16 protein-coding genes and 1 pseudogene are annotated in these 17,934 nt (G+C 37.7%); 4 read left to right on the forward strand and 13 right to left on the reverse strand.

Going from position 1 to position 17,934, the window contains the following annotated elements; genetic code table 11:
- Position 1: 1 nt before the first annotated feature.
- The 5 genes from ACFIML_RS03985 to ACFIML_RS04005 all read right to left on the reverse strand — a co-directional run bounded on the left by ACFIML_RS03985 (position 2) and on the right by ACFIML_RS04005 (position 4,841).
- Entirely contained in the window at positions 2-964 is a 963-nt protein-coding gene (locus ACFIML_RS03985; RefSeq protein WP_375606423.1) for an L-threonylcarbamoyladenylate synthase, read from the reverse strand.
- Complete coding sequence (locus ACFIML_RS03990) at positions 961-1,602, reverse strand: ribonuclease HII (RefSeq protein ID WP_375606424.1); 642 nt, start codon at positions 1,600-1,602, stop codon at positions 961-963. The genes ACFIML_RS03985 and ACFIML_RS03990 overlap by 4 nt, the downstream gene beginning before the upstream one ends.
- Before the next feature lie 279 nt (positions 1,603-1,881).
- Positions 1,882-2,790, reverse strand: a complete 909-nt coding sequence (locus tag ACFIML_RS03995) for a 4-(cytidine 5'-diphospho)-2-C-methyl-D-erythritol kinase (protein ID WP_375606425.1) — start codon at positions 2,788-2,790, stop codon at positions 1,882-1,884.
- A 221-nt stretch (positions 2,791-3,011) separates the two neighbouring features.
- Positions 3,012-3,863, reverse strand: coding sequence for a S49 family peptidase (locus ACFIML_RS04000; RefSeq protein WP_375687426.1), 852 nt, complete (start codon positions 3,861-3,863; stop codon positions 3,012-3,014).
- Between the two features lie 189 nt (positions 3,864-4,052).
- Positions 4,053-4,841 carry a tRNA1(Val) (adenine(37)-N6)-methyltransferase gene (locus tag ACFIML_RS04005; protein ID WP_375687428.1) on the reverse strand — a complete coding sequence of 263 codons (789 nt, stop codon included), beginning with the start codon at positions 4,839-4,841 and terminating at the stop codon, positions 4,053-4,055.
- Positions 4,842-5,020: 179 nt separating this feature from the next.
- Here ACFIML_RS04005 and ACFIML_RS04010 point away from each other — a divergent pair, with 179 nt between their 5' ends.
- The 4 genes from ACFIML_RS04010 to glyS all read left to right on the forward strand — a co-directional run bounded on the left by ACFIML_RS04010 (position 5,021) and on the right by glyS (position 11,142).
- On the forward strand, positions 5,021-6,097 hold the full coding sequence (locus ACFIML_RS04010; protein ID WP_375687430.1) for a polyprenyl synthetase family protein: 1,077 nt from the start codon (positions 5,021-5,023) through the stop codon (positions 6,095-6,097).
- A 95-nt stretch (positions 6,098-6,192) separates the two neighbouring features.
- Positions 6,193-7,887, forward strand: a complete 1,695-nt coding sequence (locus tag ACFIML_RS04015; RefSeq protein WP_375687432.1) for a tetratricopeptide repeat protein — start codon at positions 6,193-6,195, stop codon at positions 7,885-7,887.
- Between the two features lie 91 nt (positions 7,888-7,978).
- Positions 7,979-8,920 (forward strand): glycine--tRNA ligase subunit alpha, encoded by a 942-nt coding sequence (locus tag ACFIML_RS04020; RefSeq protein WP_375606430.1) that lies wholly within the window; start codon positions 7,979-7,981, stop codon positions 8,918-8,920.
- Positions 8,920-11,142 carry a glycine--tRNA ligase subunit beta gene (gene glyS, locus ACFIML_RS04025; RefSeq protein WP_375687434.1) on the forward strand — a complete coding sequence of 741 codons (2,223 nt, stop codon included), beginning with the start codon at positions 8,920-8,922 and terminating at the stop codon, positions 11,140-11,142. Before ACFIML_RS04020 ends, glyS begins: the two co-directional genes overlap by 1 nt.
- Positions 11,143-11,281: 139 nt before the next feature.
- On the opposite strand, the gene ACFIML_RS04030 is transcribed toward glyS, so the two are convergent.
- From ACFIML_RS04030 to ACFIML_RS04065, 8 genes and pseudogenes are all read right to left on the reverse strand, one after another.
- A complete protein-coding gene (locus ACFIML_RS04030; RefSeq protein WP_375606432.1) occupies positions 11,282-11,776 on the reverse strand; it encodes a F0F1 ATP synthase subunit B in 495 nt (164 codons plus the stop codon).
- 11 nt (positions 11,777-11,787) lie between these two features.
- Positions 11,788-12,354, reverse strand: coding sequence for a F0F1 ATP synthase subunit B (locus ACFIML_RS04035; protein ID WP_375606433.1), 567 nt, complete (start codon positions 12,352-12,354; stop codon positions 11,788-11,790).
- Positions 12,355-12,497: 143 nt separating this feature from the next.
- On the reverse strand, positions 12,498-12,728 hold the full coding sequence (locus tag ACFIML_RS04040) for a F0F1 ATP synthase subunit C (protein ID WP_005773968.1): 231 nt from the start codon (positions 12,726-12,728) through the stop codon (positions 12,498-12,500).
- A 54-nt stretch (positions 12,729-12,782) separates the two neighbouring features.
- Complete coding sequence (locus tag ACFIML_RS04045) at positions 12,783-13,541, reverse strand: F0F1 ATP synthase subunit A (protein ID WP_375687449.1); 759 nt, start codon at positions 13,539-13,541, stop codon at positions 12,783-12,785.
- Positions 13,542-13,548: 7 nt separating this feature from the next.
- Complete coding sequence (locus ACFIML_RS04050; RefSeq protein ID WP_375610075.1) at positions 13,549-13,983, reverse strand: AtpZ/AtpI family protein; 435 nt, start codon at positions 13,981-13,983, stop codon at positions 13,549-13,551.
- A 990-nt stretch (positions 13,984-14,973) separates the two neighbouring features.
- On the reverse strand, positions 14,974-16,398 hold the full coding sequence (gene der, locus ACFIML_RS04055; RefSeq protein ID WP_375687436.1) for a ribosome biogenesis GTPase Der: 1,425 nt from the start codon (positions 16,396-16,398) through the stop codon (positions 14,974-14,976).
- Between the two features lie 4 nt (positions 16,399-16,402).
- Positions 16,403-17,074, reverse strand: a complete 672-nt coding sequence (locus ACFIML_RS04060) for a tetratricopeptide repeat protein (protein ID WP_375687438.1) — start codon at positions 17,072-17,074, stop codon at positions 16,403-16,405.
- 494 nt (positions 17,075-17,568) lie between these two features.
- A pseudogene (locus ACFIML_RS04065) lies at positions 17,569-17,840 on the reverse strand (XRE family transcriptional regulator).
- Positions 17,841-17,934: the final 94 nt, after the last annotated feature.

Raw genomic sequence — 17,934 nt, forward strand, 5'->3', positions numbered from 1 at the left:
TTCATTTCTCCTTTGGAGCCGCAGCCCGTATAAGACGATCATTGATAGCCTCCCCTAATCCGTATGATGGAATAGGTTCTACTGCGATACATCTCACTTTAAATGAATCTAATTCCTTCATATATTGAAATAAATGAGAGGCTGCCTCTTCCAATTTTCCATCTTCGCTAAGGTTTAAAATAGAAACAGCATTTTCAGCCCCCATAACACGCTTTGAACCAAATGCTAAAAGCGCTTCACCACTTTCCACCTTTTCTACATTCAAACGAACCATGGCATTGGGAGCATAATGCGACTTTAACATCCCAGGAGCTTCAATCGCCGCCCTTTGATCTATCCGTTTTAAAGGCTTCCCCACAACTTCTTCAATTTCATCAGCCGCAAGCCCCCCTGGACGCAAAAGATAAATATTTTCACCACAAATCTTAATAATCGTTGATTCAAGCCCTATTCTAGAAAATCCTCCATCCAATATCAAAGAAACAGATTCCCCCAAAGATGCAAAAACAGCCTCAGCGGAAGTAGGACTAAGACGTCCTGATTGATTCGCACTAGGAGCAGCAAGTGGGCGTCCAAAATATTGTACAACTTCCGCAAAACGACTGTCTGGAAAACGAATAGCCAATGTATTCAAACCGGCAGTCGTTAAAGGATGGATATTATGCTGTTCCTTTAAAGGCAAAACCAATGTCAAAGGTCCTGGCCAAAATTCCTCCATTAATTGGCGTGAAAGAAAGTCGATTTTAACATAACGTTCCGCCATTTCGATGCCGCTGACATGCGCAATAAGAGGATTAATTTGCGGACGACCCTTTGTAGAATAAATAGAAGAAATTGCCCTCCCATTGGTCGCATCGCCTGCTAATCCATAAACAGTTTCCGTTGGTAACGCTACTAACTTTCCTTGTTCAAGAAGCGCTATTGCCTCTTTTATTGAAGCGCTATTGAGTGGTAGAATCGTCATGATACATCATTCCTATAACGTTCTTTTAGTGGTGCAAAACTATAACGATGTAATCCTACGATTGGACCATATTTATTAAGAGCCGTACGATGAACTAACGTTGCATATCCTACATGCTTCTCTAAACCATAGCCTTTATAAACTTGTCCTGCACATTCCATCATCCGGTCACGCGTTACCTTCGCAATAATAGATGCGGCTGCAATTGAAACCGAACGCTGATCGCCCTTAATCAACGCAATTGCGGGACAAGACAACCCAGAGGGAATATCACGTCCATCAACAAGTACATAGTGGGCTGAAACAGCTAATCCTTTAATACAGCGACGCATTGCTTCTAAAGTTGCTTGTCTAATATTAGATTGATCAATTGTACGAGCGCAAACACTAGCAACTGAAACCGCCAATGCACTTTGCAAAATTTCATGATAAAGTCTACTTCGTTGAAGAAAAGAAAGTTTTTTTGAATCATTTAATCCATCAGGAATATGACCTTTATCCAAGATAACTGCTGCCGTTACCACCGGTCCAGCGAGAGGTCCTCGTCCTACTTCATCAACACCAGCTATATGAAAAAACCCCTGTTTCTGCAAATTCAATTCACACAAGAAATTTGGCTGAAGCGGCAAATTAAACATCTTTGATAAATCACAAATACAACAAATATACACTTATTTCTGTAACCTGCTTATTTTTTGCAAGCATTACAGTTTTAAATGGCTTTTCAAACATTCTGCGAATTCTTACACAAAAGATAAAAACAAACCATGAGATAAAGAGTATCCTATTGTCCATTTTTCTTCTAAAAAATTATTCTAGCATGTATTCATTTTGTTTAAAAAACAAAAAGTAGATTTCTTTAGTTACCCTTTTCATTATGTATAGTAGAATCAAGACAAAATAAAAGTTTTTATTTCTCAAATAGTTCCTAAAGTCATGATCGGTTTTACAAACCAATTTGGGTACATTGATTTGATAAAAAGAGCTGCCTTTTGCGCTGCTTGTTGATTTTTAAAAATGCCAAAACAAGTTGCCCCCGTTCCAGACATACGAGAAAAAAGAGACCCACATTCATCTAATACAGATAACACTTCGGCTAACTGAGGTGCCATTTTTAATGCCGGAGAAAAAAGATCATTACGCGTTTCTTGTAAAACCTCAACCAATGAATCAACAGTCTTTAAAGCGACTGAATCAATTTTTAAAGAAGGATGATGACGCTTCTCTAACGCTTTAAAAACAGCTTGTGTTGAAATCTCTTGTCCATGATTAACCAATACCATTGCCAGTGAACAAGCCTCTTGTAATCGTATAATCTTTTGACCAATCCCTTTAACCAAAAGGGGCTGCTGATATTCTAATGCAAAAAGACACATGGGTACATCAGCACCAAGAACTAAACTCATTTTTGCTAATTTTTCATAAGGGCAATCAAGATTCCACTGTTGATACAACATGCTTACAACCCCAGCAGCATCACCTGAGCCACCACCAATACCTGAGGCAACAGGTAATGTTTTTACAAGTCGAAAAAACGCAGGTTGAGCACTTTCAGGAAAAGTCTTATGCATAAAATCTCGTGCACGAATAACCAAATTATCTGAATGAGAAACAAGCCCTTTTGCAAATGGCCCCGTTAAAACAAACTGGTCACTTTCACAAGACGCATAGTGTAAGCAATCACCGCTAAGACTAAAATAAACCAAACTTTCTATTAAATGATAACCATCAGCACGTTGCCCCACAACATGCAAAGCCAAATTCAATTTAATGGGTGTAAATACATAAGAATGTCTTTGGATCGAAGCTTTTACATGTGATATCATATGACGTAATATTAACCTATACAGAGTTCTTTTATAAATATGCCCCTTTCATTCATACCTGTAGCATAAACCCTATAAACAGCTTGAAATATTCTTAATTGTTTTCTAAATAAGTAATAAATATGGAGAATTCTTATACAAAATAAACTTTCGTATCATTTCAAGCTTTTTTTTCTATCATCTGTTTTTAGATAAAATCTCCTCTCGAATGATTTTTGGCCTCACAAACCGTAACGCTGCCAAAGTGCCCGCTCTTCTGCTGCTATCAACGCACTGTCAACTGCTGTATAAACTGTATGAGCAGTCACTCCTGAATGCGTTTTAGGGCTTAAAAAACTTTTTGGAGGCATAATAAGTCGAAGTTTTGCATCATTACCAAAGCGCTCCTTAATAACAGAACGTACATCATTCAATCCGTCAATCAAACCAAGTTCAACGCCTTTTTTTCCACTCCAAAACATTCCTGTAAAGAGATTCAAATCATTTGATAATTTTGTAGAACGCCGCTCTTTAACTAAATCGATAAAAGTTTGATGTACTTCCAGTTGGAGAGATTTCAAATGCTCAATATCCGCCTTTTTTTCAGGCTGAAATGGATCTAGTGTAACCTTGTTCTTTCCTGCTGTGTAAACGCGCCGCTCCACACCAATTTTCTTTAAAAGTTCCGGAAAACCAAAGGAAGCTGAAACCACCCCAATGGAACCAACAATCGAAGAAGGATCTGCAAAAATTTCATCTCCTGCACAAGCAATCATATAACCACCGGATGCTGCTATATCTTCAATAAATACAAGAACCTTTTTATTTTTTTCTTCTGCCAAATCACGAATACGCTTGAAGATTAAACGCGATTGTACAGGTGAACCTCCAGGAGAATTGATAATAAGGGCAATAGCCGGTGCTTTTTTGTACGCAAAAGCCTTCTCTAAAAGACTAGCACATCTACTAAGGGAAAGCGTACGAGATATAGATGCTGATGAATCCATAATCGCCCCTTGAAGGCGAACGACAGGAATTTCTAGTTTATTGGAAGAAAAACGATGGGGAACAAGTTTCTTGATAACGTCAATCAAAACAAAATCTCCTTATAAGTTAAGAAAAATTAAAGAGGACAGGACAACAAAAAGGAACAACGCGATACCATCCAAAAGCGCCAATCAATCCCCACATTACAACCAGAAATATAATTTCATACAAAAGCTAAACCTCCCTAGTAACAAAGTGTAGACTTTAAAGAATAAACTGAAAAACACAAGATACCATTACAAAAGTTCCCACAAGCTTATATATCCATTATTAATTGCATCAATCCGTGGTGAAAAAGTATGACCATTATCTTCATGTATCAGCAGTGCCGGTAAAATAGATAAAGCTGCTCTGCTTCCTCGTTTTGCGTAAAATAAAAGACGAATTGCTGCTGTCTTTGCACGTGCATGCACAGGAACGATGCAAATACCACCAAAGCGCCCTTCTAAAGCACGCAAAATATCTGCCAGTGATTGTGGCCGTGCAATGAGCCCTAAGTATCCACCTGGCTTGACAATCGCTGCTGCACTCCGCAACCAGTTATCAAACATCGCTTCAGGCATAACGTGTGCTTCAGACTTTTGTTGATCAGGTGTCTTGCGATCAGTAGGATTATTAAAAGGTGGATTCATAATCGCAAAATCAAAGCTATTATCTATCAAACCTGCCTTTATACGTTCATTCCCTTTGAAAGTAACATCTGCTTCTAGCAAACAAATGCGGCCAGCAAATTGTTTATTTTGTTTTAGCATAAGCGTTTTTTGAGCGTAAGATATCATAAAAGCCGAACGTTCAACTAAGGTAACATGAACTTTCAGACAACGCGAAGCAACAGCCAGTCCTGCAGCTCCAGCACCAGCACCTAAATCAACAACCTTGCCCTTTAAATCACTTGGAACCAAACTAGCTAATAACATCGCATCCATTCCAGAACGATGACCATATTTATGGGGTTGAACCAAATAAAATTTCCCGCGGTGAAAACTGTCAATTGTTTCACCACTCTGATTCGCTGCTTTATCCATTTAAAAGCCTAATGCTCACCTTTATAAACTGCATTTTTGCCATTCAGCTGCTATTTTAAATTTTTTATTATTTTATAACAATAAGATTACACTCGCTAAAGAACATTTCTTGCCAATAACATTCCAAGCTAACACTTTTAAACGACATCAAAAGCTTGAGTCAAAACCAAACCCCCTTTATGCTAATGAATAAAGTAAATTTTATATATGTCCATTGCAATACTCTAGGAGTAAACACATTGAGTGCAGCTATCAAACCAAAACAAATAAGAAATAATCAAATTTCTCTTCAATCTCTTGTCAATCTTACTCAAAAAGATATGGATTGCGTAAATCAATTTATTCTCTCTATGGCAAAATCAGAGGTTGAGATGATCCCTGAAATTTCTAACCATCTTATTTCATCAGGTGGAAAGCGATTACGCCCAATGATTACGCTCGCTTCTGCTCATATGTTCGGTTATCAAAGTGACGGGCATATAAAACTCGCAACAGCTGTTGAATTTATGCATACAGCAACATTACTACACGATGATGTGATTGATGAAAGTAATTTACGACGTGGAAAATCTACAGCACGTATGATTTGGGGGAATCAAGCAAGTGTACTTGTTGGTGATTTCCTATTGGGGCAGGCCTTTAAAATGATGGTCGATGTCGGTTCCATAGAAGCGCTCTCTGTCCTAGCCAACGCTGCTGCAATTATTGCTGAAGGAGAAGTTATGCAACTTTCTGCCGCAAAAAATATAAAAACCAGCCCTTCAGAATATCTCAAAATCATCGATGCAAAAACAGCAGCACTTTTTTCAGCAGCCGCTGAAGTAGGACCCATTATTGCTGGCTATGGAAATAAAGAGCGTTCTTCATTACGTGAATATGGAACATCCTTAGGTTTAGCTTTCCAATTAATTGATGATGCACTTGACTATAGCGGTAGTGCTCAAAACTTAGGAAAAAATATAGGGGATGATTTTAGAGAAGGAAAAATCACAATGCCTGTTATTCTCGCCTATGAGCGTGGGAATATGCTAGAAAAAGATTTCTGGAAAAAGGCACTTGAAGATGGCAATAATAATGATGAATCCTTCGCACACGCACAACACTTAATGGAAAAGTATGATAGTATCACAGATACAATAGAACAAGCACGCATCTATGGAAAATATGCAATTGATGCTCTTGTTCCCATGGATGAAAATCTTGCTTATAATGCTCTCGTTGAGACTGTTGAATTTTGTATTGCGCGCGTAAACTGAATTCTTTGCAAGAATCGCAGTATTTCTCAACAAAGTAATGAGATATGATCTATAAACAACACCATCAATTGATTATCTTGAAAAGGATTAGCTCCATGTGCTCTGCAACGGTATCTCGACTTTTTGCCCTCTTTATCGTGGGTATCATGCTGATGCCATCCCTCACCTACAGTAAAATAAGTGCAGCAACTCATACAAGCTCATTTACAGGTGCTTATTTAGCTGGAAGGGTTGCAAATCATGAAAATAAAACAGAACTTGCTATCAATTATTTTAAACAAGCACTGGTTTATCAACCTGATAACATTGAAACACAAAAAGAGCTCCTTGAAGCTATGCTCTCGGTCGGAAACTTTAAAGAAGCTGTCCAACAAGCCCAAAAACTCAAAGAGAACGATGTTATAACTCCCTTTGTTTCCTTAACTTTGTCAGTAGAAAGTCTCATCAAAAAAGATTATAAGAATGCCAAGGCTCTTCTGAAATTAAAGGAACTTCCTACGTCCAATAATCCAATACCTGAATTAATTAGTGCTTGGATTACATTTGGATCTGGACACAAATCTCAGGCAATCGATGATCTTAAGAAACTCAAAGGTCCTGTCTGGTATGATCTTTTTATATCTTATCATCTAGCACTTATGAGCGACCTTGCAGAACGGCCAAAGGATGCAAAAAAATATTTCATTAAAGCACTGAGTAACAAACAGGGAACTCTTATCGCTCCTAATACTTATGAGCGTATTATCATAGCCTATGCCTCATTCCAATTGCGCCATAATATGCGCAACCAAGCCCTTCAAACAATCCAGCATGGCGAACAAATGTTGTCAGGTCGAGAAGTCCTTAAAAACTTTCAAGAAAAAATTGAAAAAAATTCTTTCTTAGAGAGAGTTATTAAAACACCTCAACAAGGAGCAGCCGAGGTATTATATAATTTTGGAACAGCCCTCAACTACAAAAACTCAGGGCGAATTGCACGTATTTTTAAGCAATTATCTTTCGCCTTATACCCTCAAAATGACGCAACACTGTTTCAGCTCGCACACATTTCTGCTAAATTGAACGATCCACATCAAGCAATTAAACTTTATCGCGCTTTATCCCCTAAATCTCCTTATTATAAAGATGGACAACTTCATCTTGCATTCCTTCTTGCCAATAACAACAATTACAAAGAAGCAATAAAATTACTCACATTGTTAAATAAAAAATTTCCCAATGATCGTAATATTTTGATAACGCTCGTTGCTTTTTATATGCAGGACAATAAATTTCTTGAGGCTATTAAAACTCTAGACTACGCTATTACAAAGATAAAAAACTTTCAGCAGGACGATTGGAAACTCTTTTATCAGCGTGGTATTGCTTTTGAACGTTTAAAGCAATGGCCAAAAGCAGAACTTGACTTGCGAAAATCACTTGAATTTTTCCCAAATCAACCGCAGGTTCTTAATTATTTAGCCTATTCCCTTGTGGAACGTGGTGAGAAGCTTGAAGAATCGCTCCGTATGCTACAAAAAGCCTCTGCTTTGCAAGCTCACAACAGTCATATTCTCGATTCTTTAGGGTGGGCTTATTATAAACTAAAAGAATATAATAAAGCAGTGCAAATATTAGAAAATGCTGTCAGATTACAACCTGAAGACCCAACACTGAATGATCATTTAGGGGATGCCTATTGGAAAGTTGGACGTAAACGTGAAGCAATCTTTCAATGGAACCACGCAATTGACGGAAAACCAGAAAATTCTGAACAAATTCAAGAAAAGTTGAAATTTGGTTTGCAATAAACGATGCTTAACCATAAACCACATGAATAATAAATAGAGAAACTAAAATTACTTTGTTTTTTTGTTTAGTCCAATATAAAGAGTATAAAGCGTGAAACTGCCTGAACATCTTAACCCCAAACGTTCTTTTCAGGGACTAATCTTAACTTTGCAAAATTATTGGGCACACTATGGATGTGCAATTTTGCAACCTTACGATATGGAAGTCGGAGCTGGGACTTTTCATCCAGCAACAACATTACGCTCTCTAGGGCCACGCCCTTGGAAAGTTGCTTATGTCCAACCCTCTCGACGTCCAACAGATGGCCGATATGGTAAGAATCCAAATCGTTTACAACACTATTATCAATTCCAAGTGCTTCTCAAACCCTCTCCGCTCAATCTACAAGAACTTTATATAAAGTCGCTACAAGCTATCGGGCTTGATACAAAACTGCATGATATTCGCTTTGTTGAAGATGATTGGGAAAGTCCCACTCTTGGTGCTTGGGGGCTTGGATGGGAATGTTGGTGCGATGGAATGGAAGTCTCTCAATTTACTTATTTTCAACAAGTGTGCGGCATTGAATGCGCTCCAGTTTCAGGGGAACTCACATACGGTCTTGAGCGTCTAGCGATGTATATCCAAGGGGTTGATAACGTCTATGACCTTAACTTTAATGGTTTAGAGGGAGAAAACAAAATAAGTTATAGAGATATTTTTTTACAGGCAGAACAGGAATACTCATATTACAACTTCGAATTTGCTGATACAAAACTGCTCCATCAGCACTTTATCGATGCAGAACGCGAATGCAGCGCACTTCTTGATGCTGGAAAACCAAATAAAGAAAATGTATTCCATCGCTGTGTTTTTCCTGCCTATGATCAATGTATTAAAGCGAGCCATATCTTTAATCTTTTGCAAGCACGTGGCGTTATTTCTGTAACCGAACGACAAAATTACATTCTTCGCGTTCGTAATCTCGCGCGCCGTTGTGGGGAAGCCTTCTTACTCACAGAAGCTGGACAAATATATACTGGAGAGGCCTAATGTCTGATCTTCTTCTTGAACTTTTCAGTGAAGAAATACCCGCACGCATGCAACGAAAAGCTGCTGCTGATCTTAAAAAAGCTGTTACGGATCAACTTGTGAATGCTGGATTAACCTATAAAGCCGCTCGTGAATATTGGACACCTCGTCGGTTAACATTGGACGTACGCGGACTTTCTATACGCTCCAAAGATGTCCATGAAGAACGCAAAGGTCCCAGTATAAAATCACCACAGCATGTAATTGATGGTTTTCTACGTGCAACAGGATTAAATGATGTTTCTGAAGCGCATATTGGACATGATGATAAAAAAGGTCATTTTTATATTGCTAAAATTGTTAAAAAAGGTCGAGCTGCAGAAGAAATTATTGCCGATATTTTACCGGATATTATCCGCAACTTTCCATGGCCTAAATCTATGCGTTGGGGAAAAGATTCAGCACAAAGTGGTACTTTGAAGTGGATTAGACCTTTACAAAATATTCTTTGCATCTTCGGACCAGAAATTGGCGAAACACATGTTGTTCCGTTTACAATTGGTTCTCTTAAGAGCAATAATCTAACTTATGGTCATCGTTTCTTAAGTGACGGAAAGCCATTCCAGGTGCGTCGCTTTGATGACTATGTTACTCAACTTGAAACACACAAAGTCATTCTGGATGCAGAAAGACGAAAGAATATTATTTTAGCTGATGCTCAAAATCTTTGCTTTGCAAACGGTTTAGAACTGGTTCAAGATAATGCCCTCCTAGAAGAAGTTTCTGGCCTTGTTGAATGGCCTGTTATCCTTATGGGTGATTTTGACAAATCATTCCTTGATATTCCTCCAGAAATTATTCGCTTGACCATTCGAGCTAATCAAAAATGTTTTGTCACCCGTAAACAAGGGGAAAAGATAAAACTTTCTCATCATTTTATTCTCGTTTCTAATATTCTCGCCAATGATGAAGGCAAAGAAATTTCTAAAGGAAATAGTAAGGTTGTCCATGCTCGTCTTTCTGATGCACTCTATTTTTGGAAAACAGATCAGCGTGATTTGCCCGATATTAAACAATTGGAATCTTCTGTAAAAAAATTTGATCTTGATATAAAAAAACCTCTTGATCAAAGAATGGCGCGACTTGATCATTTGAATGTAACTTTTCACGCCAAATTAGGTACACAAGGTGCAAGAGTAGAACGCATCGCTACACTCGCACAAAAAATTGCACCTTTGATACAAGCAGATCCTCTCTTAGCGAAACGTGCAGCCATCCTTGCAAAAGCTGATTTGCAAACAGAAATTGTCGGAGAATTTCCTGAACTACAAGGTGTTATGGGGCAAAAATACGCCCTTCTTCAAGGGGAAGATCCTCACGTCGCTGTAGCAATCGAAGACCATTATAAACCTCAAGGACCAACAGATCGTCTTCCACAAGAACCACTTGCTATAACCGTTATGCTCTCCGACAAAATTGACATGCTCGTTGGCTTTTGGCTCATTAATGAAAAACCAACGGGCTCAAAAGATCCCTATGCGTTAAGACGAGCAGCATTGGGAATTATTAGGCTTGTACTTTCGCGAGATTGGAAAATCAATCTTATGCCACTGTTCCAGTTAGCAACGAATCTTTTCTTACAACAAAAAAATAAATATGAAATCTCTCAAAGAGAAAATCCACAATTGCAGAATCTGCTTCCAGAAAAAACAGAATATATTTTATCAGATCTGTTATTCTTTTTTCATGACCGTTTGAAAATCTATCTAAAAGAGGAAGGCGCTCGTTACGACGCCCTTGAAGCCGTTTTAAATAAAGATTCTGATGATTTTTTATTGGTTGCACGTCGTGTCGAATCGCTTATCGCTTTTATCAACACCCATGATGGAATGAACTTTGTAGCCTCTGTAAAACGTACTGCCAATATTCTTGAAAATGAATTTCAAAAAAGCACAAAAATAGCGAATGAAATTAATTTTGAGCTCTTTGTCGAGAAAGAAGAAAAACAGCTCTATCATGCAATCTGTGAAGTAGAAAAAAAAGTTCTTGCTCCCATCAATACAACAAATTTATCATTTGCCCTCAGTGTGCTAACGCCACTTGGAAAATTGATTGATATATTTTTTGAAAAAGTATTGGTGAATGATAAAAAACCTGATGTTCGTGCTAACCGTCTTGCTCTTCTCAAACGCACTCACATTGTTACACAATCGGTTGCAGACTTCTCAAAACTTGTCATTTAAAATCAAAGAGCCTATTAACTGATAAAAACAATGAAGATAAATTTTTCTTTTTTATGACTTTTATTAATTAATATTGATACTAATTAATATTGAGAAAATTATGCAACCAAAGAGACTGTTCTTTATCTCTCAAATATCATTAATTAAGATATGTTTTCATTTTGATAAATGATTCTTTCTCAAGAGACTCTTTAATAAGTTCATCTACCTTGTTAGCATCTATTTCTCTTGTAATAAGGGTACGTGCTGTAGAAATTGCCAAATCAATAGCCGATGAAGAAACCATGCGCATAGCATCGGCTTCTGCTTGGGAAATTTTTTGTTCTGCCAATTTATTGCGGTTTTTTACATATTCTTCTGCTTTTGCACGGGCTTCAGCAATAACAGATTCAACTTCATGCTTTGCTGCTGCAATAATTTCTTGCGCATCTTTTTCTGCTTCTGCATGTTTGCGTTGATATTCAGCCAATATTTCCTGTGCCTCTTCACGAAGACGCAGAGCCTCATCCAGTTCATCTTTGATACGTTTCGCGCGCGCATCAAGATGGTGTATAACCCTCTGTGGAATTTGGAAATAGACTAAAAGAGCCAAAAAAAGAACTAACCCAACAAATGCCCAAAAAGTATCAGTCATCTTTTTCTTCCTCAATAATCCGCAGTTTTAACAACTGAACGAACAGCCTCTTTGTTGATATCAACGTCAATCAATTTTTTCACAATTTCAAGAGCTACTTCTTCAGCGATAGAACCAACATTTTGCATGGCTTTATCCCGAATTTTTGCTATCTGTTTTTCAGCATCTGCGAGTTTTTTCTCTAAACTCTCTTCAATTTCTTTCCGTTCAAGCTCTGCCTTTTCTTTTAATTCTTCACTAGCTACCTGCGCTATAGCCTGCGCGTTCAAACGCGCTTCTGCTAATTTCCGCTCATAAGTTTCAACAACAATGTCTGCTTCTTGCTTCATGCGCATTGCCTGATCTAAATCAGATGCGATTCGATCTCGCCGTGTTTCAATAACACCGCCAATACGTGGTACAATTACACGGGAGATAAAAAGATAAAACAGTCCGAAAGAAATTGCCAACCAGAAAAAATGCGAACCAAAATGCACAAAATCAAAAGGCGGAAACACACGATTTGCATGCTCTGCCACCTTTTTAATATGTTCTATCGACGTTTCAGTGTTCTGTGCATAAGCGCTTGAAACAAACATCTTCTTTCATCCTTTAAATAGCTTATTAAAGCCCTCTATAACCGATGATAACTGACAAACATCTCTCTGGCATCTCTCTGGTTAAGAGCCTAAAAGGGTAAATCTTTCCTCATGCAAGAACAGATATACCCTTTTGATGATGATTAAACCCCAAAAAGAAGTAATAAAGCAATGAGCAATGAAAAAATTCCCAAAGCTTCTGTAACAGCAAAACCAAAGACGAGACGTCCAAACTGACTATCTGCTGCTGATGGATTTCGTAATGCACCAGAAAGATAGCTACCAAAAATATTACCAAGTCCTAAAGCTGTTCCAGCCATACCAAAGCAAGCAAGACCAGCGCCAATATATTTTGCTGCAAGCACCATTTCCATGTTATTCTCCTTTAAAGCGAAATTGCATTATTCGACGGAAAACCGCCAGTTCTATTAATGTCCTGGATGAATTGCATCATTAAGATACATACAAGTTAAAACCGTAAAGACGTAAGCCTGAAGAAATGCGACCAAAAACTCAAGAGCAGTAATTGCTACAGTCATAATAAGCGGTAAAATCGAACCACCAACACCTACGAGCCCTACCCCAATCATTGAAACAACAAACCCAGAAAACACTTTAAGCGTAATATGACCAGCAAGCATATTCGCAAAAAGACGCAGAGAAAGACTAATTGGACGGGAGAGAAAAGAAATAACCTCAATCATTGTCACCAGAGGTAAAACCACAACAGGAACTCCACTGGGAACGAACAGTTTCAAAAAACTGACCCCATGCTTATAAAAGCCATACCCAATCACCGTCAAAATTACCACCATTGCTAACGAAAACGTGACCATGATTTGAGACGTAACCGTATAAAAATAAGGAAAGAGACCAATAAAGTTAGCAACCAAAATAAAAGTAAACAGAGAAAAAACTAAAGGAAAAAACTGCATTCCCTGCACACCAGATGATTCCCGCAGAGTCGATGCTACAAACTCATAGGCCATTTCCGAAAGAGACTGCATCCGCGTTGGAACCAATCCACGACTCGATGATGAAATAAAGAGAAAAATAGAAGTTACAACAACCGTGAGGACTGTAAACAATGATACATTTGTAAACGATAAATCCATATTTCCTATGGAAATCTTAATCAGCCTTAAAACCTCAAACTGATGAATAGGATCTGGAGCGTGCGCTGTCACTTCAACCTCATTTATCGGACCTCTCATTGGCCCCTTTATTTTGTTTATCTTGGCGCAATACGCCTTCTTTTCCTAATTGACTGGAGGAAACATACCCCACAGACCGAAGAATACTCAATACACCAGCAGCAAATCCAAAGAAGAGAAAAAATACCAATCCCCAAGGCCATGAACCTGCTAACTTATCAAACCCCAACCCCAAAACAATACCAACTATAACACTTGCCAGAAACTCACTGGAAAGCTTAATTGCACCTGCCATCCTTCCTTGTGATTTTTCCCGCTTATTCCTATGCTCCCGCTTCTTTAATGCTTGCTTGCGTACTAAAGCTACGCTTAAGTTCCTACTACGGCATTCCAAATCCTCTGAATGAAGACACTCTCCTTGCTTTTCCTCTTCAGCCTCCTTACAGCTCATAACGGGTTTCTCGCCCATCGCCATCATTGGCTCCTTAATTAAAAAGCAACGTAAGAATACATTTCATAAAACCGTGTGCATCATATTGTTCCCGAATTTATTCGTCAAGATACTAAAAGAAATCTATCACAAGTTATCGTATAAATTTTATTGCAGAAATAACGTATTTTTCAATTTACATGCTTTCTTAAAAAGATATTCCAAGCACCTAAACCGATTTCACGACAGCACCCGTGAATGTATAACGAAAAGTTCACGTGAATAATATAAAACTCATAGAACAACCATTTTTACGTTTAACAAAAGGTGTAAACTAATACCATCTTATTTTCCGACTCCCAATGTTATATCAGTCCTAGTTTTGAAAGAGAACATAGAAAGCTAAAAACAGTATGAGAGCGTTGGTTTTCTCCTTTTATTCGAATAAACTTGCACTTTTTATTTTATGAAAATAATAATAATCAATTGTTTCTATATGATCCTATTCGCAAAGTATTTTACATACGCCATTAAAGGCCCCACCACGAAATGAGCTTGAGGGTATTAAGAGAAGTTCCTTTAAATACAAGATATTAATAAATCTAAAATTTCAAATAGATTAAGCCAATAGAACATAATAAATTTTAAATACGATTACCATACCACTTTATACAATTTTAATCCACTTTTATGAACTTCGCTTTTTACAATTGAATATCCGTAGATTCAGCAAATATTTTTGCTTTTTATTCAAACAAACTATCGTAAGCAAAAGCGCTTATTCATAAGCTTTATTTTTATGAAACGATAATCTAATGCTGCTTTTCAAACAAGCATCATAATTATATTCCCCTACCCTCATATTGCATCTATTCTTGCACTTATAATAACCCATTAAGAGGATTATGTACTCTTTCTTAAATACTCCCTATTAAACTCTTCTCATGACATGCAAATAAATGACCTTTATCAAGATGAGAGAGCTCTATTCAATAGCGCTCATGATAAATGATTATCAATAAAATTAAAGAGTTATCATTTCTTCTTGGAACGTGCCGCAAAAGGATTATCAGAGGCTCGTAATGATATGCGAACTGGTATACCAAACATATCAAATGTTTCACGTAACCCATTGACAAGGTAACGCAAATACGACTGGGGCATACTTTTGGGGCGCGAGCAAGAAATCATAAATCCAGGAGGACGTGTCTTAACCTGTGTGATGTATTTAACCTTAAGTCGACGTCCAGAAACCGCAGGAGGTGGATGATGTGCCACAACAGTTTCAAGCCATTGGTTCAATTTAGCCGTCGAAATGCGACGATTCCATACACGGTGCATCATCATCACATTTTCCATAAGTTTATCAATTCCTTGACCATATTGTCCCGATAAAGGAACAGCTCTCAAACCACGAACTTGAGGAAGAAATCGTGCACATTTTTCATGCAAATCAATCAATGTAGCCTGACTATTTTCAATAAGGTCCCACTTATTAAAAGCAATAACTGGAACACGCCCTTCACGAATCACAAGATCAGCAATTTGTAAATCCTGCTTTTCAAAAGGCATCGTTGCATCAAAAACAATGACCACCACTTCTGCAAAACAAATAGCACGCAAAGTGTCAGCAACGGATAATTTTTCTAACTTTTCTTGAATTTTCGATTTTCGACGCAAACCTGCAGTATCAAACAGTTTAACATGACGACCACGCCATTCCCAATCTACAGAAATAGAATCACGCGTAAGTCCTGCTTCTGGTCCTGTTAATAACCGCTCTTGTTTCAGCATGCTATTGATAAGAGTAGATTTTCCTGTATTGGGGCGCCCCGCAATTGCAATCCGAATAGGCTTATTTTCATCGTACATAAGCCCCTCTTCTTCCAAATTGTTTATATCATCACCAACAGATGCAGGCTGTATCGTAATATCTTCCTCTTTGTTGTTGTCAAAAGCGCGTTCTGCCCCAACAGCCTCTATAATTGCATCACGAAGATCACTAAGTCCCAAACCATGTTCAGCCGATATTGGGCACGGCTCCCCCAAACCTAATGACCACGCCTCATACTCTCCTCCCGTTGCCGCTCTTGACTCAGACTTATTGGCAACAAGGACAATTGGTTTTCCTGATTTGCGAACCAATGAAGCAAAGTTTAAATCACTTGGTGTTATTCCACTCTTTGCATCAAATACGAATAAAATAAGATCAGCTTCATCAATTGCAACTTTTGTATGAGAACGCATACGCCCCTCAAGTGTATGATCACCTGCTTCTTCCAGCCCAGCCGTATCAATCACATCAAAACGTAGATCTTGAAGTTTTGCCGCATGAATACGCCGATCACGTGTTACACCTGGCTTATCATCAACCAAAGCCAACCTTTGCCCAACCAAACGATTAAAAAGTGTTGATTTCCCAACATTGGGACGACCAACAATAGCAATGGTAAGGCTCATCAATTTATTCCTTATTTGTCTTGCCCTCGGCTTGTATGAGCTCAAGCATCATTCGAGCCCGATCTGCTATTTTTAAACCCAAAGCACCTTCTTCAGAAATTTTCTTAAAATAATAAACCGCCTCATCCATTTTATCCGACTTATAAGCAGCTAAGCCTAAAGCTTCTCTTGCAGACATACGCATAGGATCGGTATCACTTGCCATCTCTTTGACGCGCTTTTTGACATCCTCCAAAGTTCCTGTATCAACTAAAATATAGGCTGCTCGAATTTTTGCAACTTTCCGCAAAATCTGTGGTGCTTTCTCATCCGCTGCAACAGAATCAAAGATCTCCACTGATTTAATCATATCACCTTGCTCCATGAGTAAAGAAGCCTCCCGCAAACGAGCAAGAAAAGGATATCCTCCAAAGTTAGAGTCTTTAACATTCTCCAATTGCTTTATCGCTTTATCAAAATGACGTGTATCCGCAAAATTAAGGCTTTTTATAAATGCGTCACCAATATAACCAGCTTTCTTTATTTGTGCATGATAATAAATTTGATAAATAATTATCATGATGATGAAAAGAAGGACTGCTCCAATAATTGAAAAACCATAACGTCTCCAAAAAGCAAGCGCCTTTTCCTGACGAAATTCAGCATTAACTTCAGCAATAAAACTATCATACGACATATATCATACCTTGTAAAAATTTACTCTCTGCGCTTTTACGCATAAATGGACAAAGATGGTAGCCTAAATCAACTAAAATCTTTAAATTACTGATTTATTTATTTCAAATTGACATGTAACCAAATCAATTGGATTTTTGCAACTGTCTTAGTCAAAAACGATGTAAATGTTCTTTAAGCTTACATCACAACTTTTGAATCTTATAAAAAAATCACTGCTTTAATATTATCCATGATTGCCTACCATCTTCAGCACCCTTCCCTCTCTATTATATGAAAGATATCTTTTAAAGTCTTTAACACAATCATTGTATTGTATTCGATTATAGGATTTTAATACCATTCTTTATTCATCTAGCTTACTGTATTTATATATCTTTTTTAATATGAGGGATGCGTAAATAAAAGTTGGGGAATAGAATTTCGCAATAGCCTCTACAAAAAGCATACTTCATGGAGTGTTTCTAACATTTCTTTGAAATCTGCTAACGCCCCTTAAAATAAGACATCTAAAAGTAGCATAAATGCAACAACAGTTTCATGTTGCAACGGATTAGAAGGTTTGATTGTAAAATTCTTTCGACAAAGATAGGCTTCTTTTTTAACAGAGAAGCTTTTTCTTGATCTAAAGCATAGAGTTCTATGATTTTCTCTTCCATGCCTACTGGAACAGATTTTCTACCAATTTCTACAGAAGATAAAAATGACACAGATAAACCTAATTTATCAACTATATTTGAAAGACGTTCTGAATGATCAATGCGCAGTTTTCATAAAATTTTGCCAAAGAAAGTGTATCCCTTCAATTTATCTTTATACAATTAATAACCTTTTGTAATAGATACTCAAAGCTTCTGAAAA

Origin of the sequence: Bartonella sp. AC62GZZY (assembly GCF_042196525.1) — a bacterium.
Taxonomy (GTDB): domain Bacteria; phylum Pseudomonadota; class Alphaproteobacteria; order Rhizobiales; family Rhizobiaceae; genus Bartonella.